Genomic DNA, 8803 nt, shown 5'->3' with positions numbered 1-8803 from the left:
GGTTTAATTATTGGATTTTTAACCAAAAATCAATTGACAGATAGTAACCTAAAATGGTTTTTAGTAACTGGTTTTTGCGGTGGATTCACCACTTTTTCTACTTTTGGAATGGAAAATGTTACATTGTTTCAAAACAACAACTCACTAATCGCATTTGGCTACATCGGATTAAGCATAATTCTTGGTCTTTTTGCGGTTTGGCTTGGTCTTTTTGTTACCAAATAATATTCAATTCCTGAAAAAAATGTAACTTCGCAAACTATGAAAAAGGAAGACATTTTTGCAATTCAACAATTATTAGCAACGCCAAAAAAAGTTGCCATAATTCCACACAGAAGTCCTGATGGAGATGCTATGGGTTCCACTTTAGCATTATATCATTTTCTTTTGAAATTGAATCAGCAACCCATAGTTATTTCTCCAAATAATTTTCCAAACTTTTTGGCATGGTTACCAGGTTCAGAAACTGTTCTGATTTATGAAAATGACAAAGAAAATTGCACTAAAACACTTCAAGAATCTGAAATAATTTTCACGCTAGATTTCAATGCACTTCATAGAACTGGTGAAATGGAACATGTATTAAAAAACCTTACTGTCCCTATGGTTATGATTGATCATCATCAAAAACCGGACACTTTTGCTACTTACACCTATTCAGACAGTTTATATGGTTCCACTTGCGAAATGATTTATAACTTCATTTCATTTTTAGATAAAAAAGAACTAATTGACAAAACCATTGCCACTTGTATTTACACTGGAATAACAACAGATTCAGGTTCGTTTCGTTTTCCATCAACTACTAGTGCAACCCACAAAATTGTTGCCGATTTAATTGATATTGGTATTGAAAATAGTGAAATTCATAACTTGCTTTTTGATAATAACTCCTATAATCGTTTGCAACTTTTAGGACGTGCTTTGCAGAATATGAAAGTTGTTCCAGAATTCAAAACGTCTTATATTACGCTATCGCAAAAAGAATTAGACGAATTTCATTATGAAAAAGGCGATACAGAAGGTATTGTCAATTATGGATTGACAATAAAAGGAATACATTTAGCTGCTATTTTTATTGAACATAAAGAGGAAAACATTATAAAGATTTCATTCCGTTCACAAGGGAGTTTTGATGTCAATCAATTTGCTAGAGATAACTTTAATGGTGGTGGACACATCAATGCCGCCGGTGGAAAATCATATGAAAGTATGCATGAAACCATCAAGAAATTTGAAAATTTAATCGTAAAAATAACCATTTAAAAAATGAAAAATAGTTCAAAAATTATATTCCTTTTATTGATTTTTGCTACCATTTTGAGTTGCAAACAACAACAAGCCCGAATGCCTATTTCTCGTTCTTCTGGAACATTTATGAAAGAATCAATAATTAGAAATAAAAAACTAATAGCTGGCGAAGAAGGTAAAATAGACTCTATTATAAAAAGCAATCCTAAAATACAATATTTAGCTTCAAAAAAAGGATATTGGTATCATTATGAAACCAAAAATGAAAGTGACACATTGCGCCCAAAGAAAGGTGATATTGCTTCGTTTGATTATGAAATTAAAGATTTCAAAGGAAATGTCGTATATTCTGAAGTGGAATTACGTCCTCAAACATATATTGTAGATAAACAAAATATTATAATGGGATTGCGAGATGGTATTAAATTGATGCGAAAAAATGAAAAAGTTACTTTCTTATTTCCTTCACATATGGCGTTTGGATATCATGGAGATAACAAACGTATTGGTACTAATCAACCATTGATTTGCACAGTAACTTTAAATGACTTTAAACAAGAAAATAAATTAAAAACAGAAATTAATAATTAAAAATGAAGAAGAAAATTTTGCTTTTATTTGTCTTTGTATCACTGGGTTTAAGCGCCTGCAAAGACGATTATAAAAATTTAAAAGACGGCTTGTATGCTAAAATTGAGACTCCAAAAGGAAATATACTAATCCAACTTGAATATCAAAAAGCACCCATAACAGTTGCTAATTTTGTAACATTAGCCGAGGGAAATAATCCCTTTGTAAATTCAGATTTAAAAGGAAAACCTTTCTATGATGGTATTGTTTTTCACAGAGTGGAAAAAGGTTTTGTTATTCAAGGTGGCGATCCATTAGGAAATGGTTCCGGTGATCCAGGTTATGTTTTTAGAGATGAAATTACCGAATTAAAACATAGCAAAGCAGGAACGGTTTCCATGGCAAATTCTGGACCTAATACTAATGGCTCACAATTCTTTATCACATTTAGTCCTACACCAAATCTAGATGGAAAACATGCTGTTTTTGGATATGTAATAGAAGGAATGGATGTTGTAAATACGATTGCAATAAATGATGAAATGACTAAAGTTACTATTATAAGAAAAGGCGAATCAGTAAAAAAGTTTGATGCCTTAAAAGTTTTCAACGATTATTTCAAAGCAGAAATGGAGAATAAAAAGAAGCAAGAACTTATTGATGCTGAAAACAAAATAATATATGACAAAAAATATAAAGCAGTAAAAGATAAAAAAGTTTTATATTTTGAAAATTTAAAAAAATTAGCAACCAAAACTCCAAGCGGATTATTATATTTAATCACTCAAAAAACAAACGGAGCAAAACCAAAAAATGGCACCATGATTTATATAGATTATTCAGGTTTTCTTGATGATGGAACACTTTTTGATACCAGCAATCCAGAAATTGCAAAAATGTTTGGTAAATTTGACCCGCAAAGAGCCATGCAAAATGGATATTCTAATCTTCCTTATGAAATGGGATCAAATAAAGTTATACCAGGTTTTGTAGAAGGATTAAATAAAATTAAAATGGGAGAAAAAGCAGTGTTTTTTATTCCAGCAAATTTAGGATATGGAGAACAAGGCGCTGGGAATGTAATTCCACCCAATGCCAATTTAGTATTTGAAATAGAAGTAAAATAAAAACAATAAAACAAATTAAATTAATTAATCATGAGAATAAAATTTAACATGCTACTTTTTATTTGCTTAGGCATAATAAGTGTAACAGCACAAACCAAAAAATCAGTTACCAAATCAACTAAAGCTTCAGTTCAAACAAAAAAAACAACTCCATCTACTTCAAATGAGGAAGGTATTTTTGCAGAAATGGATACCGATAAAGGTAAGATTCTACTTCAATTAGATTATAAAAACACTCCTGTTACTGTTGCCAATTTCATATCATTATCAGAAGGAACAAATGCTTCAGTTACAGATGAAAAGCTAAAAGGAAAACCATTTTATGATGGTTTAAAATTCCACAGAGTAATTGCTGATTTTATGATACAAGGTGGAGATCCTCAAGGAAACGGTTCTGGTGGGCCAGGTTATGCTTTTAAAGATGAAATCACAGAGGCTAAATTTGACAAAGCTGGAATTCTAGCTATGGCAAATTCTGGACCAAAAACCAATGGATCTCAATTTTTTATTACCCACAAAGACACACCATGGTTGACAGGAAAACATACTATATTTGGTTATGTTATAACGGGTCAGGATGTGGTAAATAAAATTGCTCAAGATGATTTAATTAAAAAAATTACTATTTCTAGAAAAGGTACTGAAGCAAATAAATTTGATGCAACAAAAGTTTTTGCAGATTATATGGCAAACAAAGCGGGAGATGAAGCAAAAGAAGCTCAGACAAGGACTAAAGCTGCAGAAAAAGCACTAATAGAATTCGCAAATGGTAAAACTACTGCAAGTGGATTAAAATATATTGTATTAAAAGAAGGAACAGGTGCTGCGCCTACTGCTACTAGTAATATTAAAGTTCATTACACGGGTTCACTTGTTGACGGAACAATTTTTGATAGTAGTGTACAACGCGGCGAACCAATTGATTTTCCATTGAATCAAGTAATTCCAGGTTGGACTGAAGGATTACAGTTAATGAAAGAAGGCGCAAAATATAAATTTTATATTCCTTTTAATTTAGCTTATGGAGAAAGAGCAATGGGACCAATTCCTGCAAAAAGTGATTTGATTTTTGAAGTGGAACTTTTAAAAATAAATCAATAATAAATTACTGTTTTCATTAAAAAAAGAGCTCCAATTGGAGCTCTTTTTTTTAACCAACCTATTTTTTTTTCATAAAAAAATAATAAACAGGAATTCCAAGGGCAACAATTGCCAATCCTAAACCAGTATTTGTAGTATCATAAATTAATAGCGTAACACAAATAGCTGCTGTAACAACTATATATAATGCTGGTAATATTGGATAACCAAATGCTTTATATGGTCGTTCCGTATCGGGTTCTTTTTTTCTTAGGATAAAAATTCCGTAGATTGTTAGAATATAGAAAAGTAGCGATGCAAAAGTAGCATAGGTCAACAAATCTCCATATTTTCCAGAGATACATAATGTACAAGCCCAAAAACATTGGAACCAAAGTGCTTTTTCGGGAACGTCATTTTTATTTAACTCCCCAGCATTTTTGAAAAATAAACCTTGTTTTGACATGGCATAAAATATTCTTCCTCCAGCTAGAATCAAACCGCTATTGCATCCAAAAGTTGAAACCATAATTAATCCAGCCATAACAAATACACCAATATTTCCCATAATCATATTGGCAGCAGCCGCTCCTACTCTATCTTGACTTGCAAACATAATTCCGTTCTCAAAAACAGAACCTGTTGGCACGCCTTTCATAGGCAACAAAGTTAGATAGGCAATATTGGCTAAAATGTAAATAATTGTCACTATTAAAGTTCCCAAAAACAAACTTCGTGGTATATTCTTTTTGGGCTCTTTTATTTCACCAGCAATAAAGGTTACATTATTCCATGCGTCACTGGAAAACAAGGAGTTGATTATTGTTGCTCCCATGGCGCCAAGCAAAGCCATCCCTGTCAATTTTGCAACAGTTATAGAACCATCTGGATTTAAAATTGTTTTTTTCGCCTCCCACATATGGGTAAAATTATCAGATAGAACGTGAGTTTTCATCCCCACATATAACCCAAGAATTATCAAGGCAAAAAGTGCCACTAACTTCGCCAAAGTAAATAACAACTGAATGGTTTTACCGGTTTTGATTCCTTTGGTATTAATATAGGTAAGCAATACTATGCTTGTCATTGCTAAAATTTGTTTGTTGGTAAACGAATAAGAAGTACCAATAGTCAATATTTTATTTTCTAAAACGGGGAAGAACACGGCAGAATAGTTAGCAAATGCTACAGCAACAGCTGCAATTGTACCTGTTTGTATGACCGTAAAAACGGTCCAACCATAAAGAAAAGAAGTTAGTTTTCCATAAGCTCTTTGAATGTAAACAAATTGTCCTCCTGCATTAGGCATCATTCCGGCTAATTCTCCATAACTTAAAGCAGCAGACATGGTAAGTAATCCTGTAATTAACCAAACAACTAGTAACCAACCCGCAGAACCCAAGTCTCTTGCCATAGCAGCTGTAACAATAAAAATACCTGAACCAATCATGGAACCGGCAACTATACTAGTGGCATTGAGTAGACCTAAGGAACGTTTTAATTCGTGACCCGAGTCATTTTGGCGAACTGAAGAAGTATTTGTTTCAGACATATTGTTATTTTTATTAGTTGGTTATTTTCAAATATAATAAAATAGTTAAAAGGAAAAAGAGATAAGGGAAAAGGTAAAAAAATCTACATTCTATAATTTTTTAGCTTCTTCCCAAAAAACATCCATCTCTGCCAAAGTCATATCCATTAATGGTTTTCCAAGTTCGCCAGCTTTGCTTTCTAGATACATAAAGCGTTTGATAAATTTTTTGTTGGTTCGTTCCAACGCATCTTCGGGATTTACTTTTAAAAATCGGGCATAATTAATCATCGAGAATAATACATCTCCAAATTCTGCTTCAATCTTATCTTGATTGCCAGCATTGACTTCTTCTTGCAATTCTTGTAGTTCCTCTTGTACTTTGTCCCAAACTTGATGTGGTTCTTCCCAATCAAAGCCGACACCTTTAACTTTATCTTGAATACGGCTGGCTTTTACCAAAGCGGGCAATCCTTTTGGCACCCCTTCAAGAACTGACTTTTTGCCTTCTTTGAGTTTTAGTTTTTCCCAGTTTTGTTTTACTTCTTCTTCATCAGCAACTTCAACATCTCCATAAATATGTGGATGGCGGTGAATTAGCTTTTCACAAATAGCATTACATACATCAGCAATATCAAAACCTGTAGTGAGCGATGATGAACTATCGTTAGTTTCGCTTCCTATTTTGGCATAAAAAACAATGTGCAATAACAAATCTCCCAACTCATTTTTGATTTCTTGTAAATCGTTATTTAATATAGCATCACCTAGTTCATAGGTTTCTTCAATGGTAAGATGTCGTAAACTTTCTAACGTTTGCTTTTTATCCCAAGGACAGTTGGAGCGCAAATCATCCATAATATCGAGTAATCTATTAAAAGCTTCTAATTGCTGCTGACGAGTATTCATTGTATTGAGATTTTTGTAAAAATAAAAAATCCTACTTCTGGAATAGAGAAATAGGATTTATTTTTATAAAAAGTAATTAACTATTTTTTTGGTTTTGCTAGAACTTTCGCTTTTTTAGGAGCTTTTTCAGCTTTTTTTTCTTCTTCAACAACTTGTTCAGCTACAACTTCAGCATTTGCTATAACTGGTTCTTCTTTTGATACCAATCCTTTTGCTTGTAGAATATTATACCAGTTCAATAATTTTTTAATATCAGAGGCATAAACTCTGTCTTCATCATAATCTGGTAAAATTTCTTTGAAATAAGTAATCAGTTTTGCGTTATCTTCTTTAGGTGAAACAGCAGTTGGCCCCTCGTTTTCTTTTATAGCAATAGCCCGCATGATTTCAACCAAAGGTTTTTCTTCTGAATAAGTATACATTGATATTTCCGAAAGCAAGCTTACATTACTTCTCAATCCTACTGTAATTTTCTTTCCGTCTAGTAATGATTCTGCTAAAAAACCTGAACGTGTTTGTAATTTTAATTCGAATAAACCCGGTTTTCCTGCAATAGCTAGTATTTTTTCTACGTTCATTTTCATAATTTAATTTAGGGCACAAATATATAATTCTAATTCAAATAATTATCTTCCTTTTTTATTAGCAAATTTCATTCTATAATCTGGAAAAGATTTCCCTTCCATAATGTTTTGTAACTTCTTTTTTATTAATGTTTTCTTTAATATCGTAAGATGATCAGTAAACAAAATTCCTTCTATATGGTCATATTCATGTTGGATAACTCTAGCAATTAAACCATCAAAAACTTCCGTTTTTTTGTTAAAATCCTCATCGCAATATTCTAATGTTATTCTTTCATTTCTAAATACCTCTTCGCGAACATCAGGAATACTCAAACAACCTTCGTTAAATCCCCAAAGTTCACCGTCCTCTTTAATAATTTTGGCATTGATGAACGTTTTTTTAAAACCTTTTAGTTGTTGCTGTTCTTCTTTTGATAAATCATCGCTATCACTAAAAGGCTCTGTATCAATCACAAATAAACGAATAGCCAAACCAACTTGTGGAGCAGCTAATCCAACACCATAGGCATTATACATAGTGTCATACATATTAGCAATAATTGTTGACAAATTGGGATAATCGGGAGTGATTTCTTCTCCAATTTTTCTTAAAACTGCTTCACCATATCCATAAATAGGAATAATCATTTCTGAATTTTTTTTGCAAAAGTAAAGAATTTAAATCATTTTCCTTATCAAATAATCTTGAAGAAGAATAGTTGCAGCAATTTCATCAACCAATCCTTTATTTTGTCTTTGTTTCTTTGAAAGTCCGCTATCAATCATGGTTTGAAAAGCCATTTTAGAAGTAAATCTTTCATCTACTCGCTCCATTTTCATTTCAGGAAAAGCAATTTTAAAATCCGCTATAAATTTTTCAATAATAGGAGTGCTTTCAGATGGTTGACCATTCATTTGCTTGGGTTCACCAATCAAAACTTTAACCACTTTTTCTTTGGAAAAATATTCTTTTAGAAAATGGATTGCGGTTGCTGATGGTATTGTTGTCAATCCAGAAGCTATAATTTGCAGTTCATCAGTTACTGCAATTCCAGTTCGTTTAAATCCGTAATCTATAGCGAGAATTCTTGGCATTTATTTTTATTTCAAAGTTACATTAAAAATCATTTATATAAATAATTTAAAAAAAATGGAATTATCTTTGCTCAAATTAAAAAAAACATGACTACACTTCAAAATATTATAGAGGCTGCTTGGGAAAACCGAGAATTATTAAAAGAAAAAACTACAACTAATGCCATTAGAGAAGTTATTGCGCTTTTAGACTCAGGGACTCTGCGTGTTGCTGAACCAACTGAAAGGGGTTGGCAAGTAAACGAATGGGTAAAAAAAGCCGTAGTAATGTATTTTCCTATTCAGAAAATGGAAACATGGGAAGCTGGCATTTTTGAATACCACGACAAAATGCTACTTAAAACAGGTTATTCTGAAAAAGGAATTCGCGTAGTTCCACCAGCAGTTGCAAGATATGGAGCCTATATTTCAAAAGGTGTAATTTTAATGCCAAGTTACGTAAATATTGGTGCTTATGTCGACGAAGGAACGATGGTGGATACATGGGCAACCGTGGGAAGTTGTGCTCAAATAGGTAAAAATGTTCATCTTTCAGGCGGAGTTGGAATTGGTGGTGTCTTAGAACCGTTACAAGCTGCACCTGTTATTATTGAAGATGGGGCATTTATCGGTTCAAGATGTATTGTTGTAGAAGGAGTTCGGGTGGAAAAAGAAGCCGTTCTTGGTGCCAATGT

At 32.5% G+C, this 8803-nt stretch carries 11 protein-coding genes; 6 read left to right on the top strand and 5 right to left on the bottom strand.

Features of this window, described 5'->3' with window-relative positions; genetic code table 11:
* The 5 genes from ACOYLT_RS08900 to ACOYLT_RS08880 all read left to right on the top strand — a co-directional run.
* The coding region (locus ACOYLT_RS08900; RefSeq protein WP_422853507.1) for a fluoride efflux transporter FluC at positions 1 to 225 on the top strand (225 nt) is incomplete at its 5' end.
* Between the two features lie 36 nt (positions 226 to 261).
* A complete protein-coding gene (locus ACOYLT_RS08895; protein ID WP_422853506.1) occupies positions 262 to 1266 on the top strand; it encodes a DHH family phosphoesterase in 1005 nt (334 codons plus the stop codon).
* 3 nt (positions 1267 to 1269) lie between these two features.
* A complete protein-coding gene (gldI, locus tag ACOYLT_RS08890) occupies positions 1270 to 1842 on the top strand; it encodes a gliding motility-associated peptidyl-prolyl isomerase GldI (RefSeq protein ID WP_422853505.1) in 573 nt (190 codons plus the stop codon).
* Between the two features lie 2 nt (positions 1843 to 1844).
* The gene (locus ACOYLT_RS08885) at positions 1845 to 2948 is read left to right on the top strand and encodes a peptidylprolyl isomerase (protein ID WP_422853504.1); all 1104 of its coding nucleotides are present in this window, start codon (positions 1845 to 1847) and stop codon (positions 2946 to 2948) included.
* Positions 2949 to 2978: 30 nt separating this feature from the next.
* Positions 2979 to 4049, top strand: a complete 1071-nt coding sequence (locus tag ACOYLT_RS08880) for a peptidylprolyl isomerase (protein WP_422853503.1) — start codon at positions 2979 to 2981, stop codon at positions 4047 to 4049.
* A gap of 58 nt (positions 4050 to 4107) precedes the next feature.
* Here ACOYLT_RS08880 and ACOYLT_RS08875 read toward each other — a convergent pair whose 3' ends face one another.
* The 5 genes from ACOYLT_RS08875 to ruvX all read right to left on the bottom strand — a co-directional run bounded on the left by ACOYLT_RS08875 (position 4108) and on the right by ruvX (position 8129).
* Entirely contained in the window at positions 4108 to 5580 is a 1473-nt protein-coding gene (locus ACOYLT_RS08875; RefSeq protein ID WP_422853502.1) for an APC family permease, read from the bottom strand.
* Between the two features lie 90 nt (positions 5581 to 5670).
* The gene (gene mazG, locus ACOYLT_RS08870) at positions 5671 to 6468 is read right to left on the bottom strand and encodes a nucleoside triphosphate pyrophosphohydrolase (protein ID WP_422853501.1); all 798 of its coding nucleotides are present in this window, start codon (positions 6466 to 6468) and stop codon (positions 5671 to 5673) included.
* Between the two features lie 80 nt (positions 6469 to 6548).
* Positions 6549 to 7046 (bottom strand): DUF5606 domain-containing protein, encoded by a 498-nt coding sequence (locus ACOYLT_RS08865; protein ID WP_422853500.1) that lies wholly within the window; start codon positions 7044 to 7046, stop codon positions 6549 to 6551.
* 48 nt (positions 7047 to 7094) lie between these two features.
* Positions 7095 to 7682: a peptide deformylase gene (gene def / locus ACOYLT_RS08860; protein ID WP_422853499.1), complete on the bottom strand. Its 588-nt coding sequence runs from the start codon at positions 7680 to 7682 to the stop codon at positions 7095 to 7097.
* A gap of 30 nt (positions 7683 to 7712) precedes the next feature.
* On the bottom strand, positions 7713 to 8129 hold the full coding sequence (gene ruvX, locus ACOYLT_RS08855; RefSeq protein WP_422853498.1) for a Holliday junction resolvase RuvX: 417 nt from the start codon (positions 8127 to 8129) through the stop codon (positions 7713 to 7715).
* Positions 8130 to 8216: 87 nt separating this feature from the next.
* Between ruvX and ACOYLT_RS08850 the strand changes: the two genes are divergently transcribed.
* Positions 8217 to 8803: 2,3,4,5-tetrahydropyridine-2,6-dicarboxylate N-succinyltransferase (locus ACOYLT_RS08850; protein ID WP_422853497.1), on the top strand; the 587-nt coding region annotated here is incomplete at its 3' end.

This window comes from Flavobacterium sp., assembly GCF_049318185.1.
GTDB lineage: Bacteria > Bacteroidota > Bacteroidia > Flavobacteriales > Flavobacteriaceae > Flavobacterium.
The sequence above is the reverse complement of the archived record's forward strand: the minus strand, read 5'-3'. Positions and strand labels throughout refer to the sequence as shown.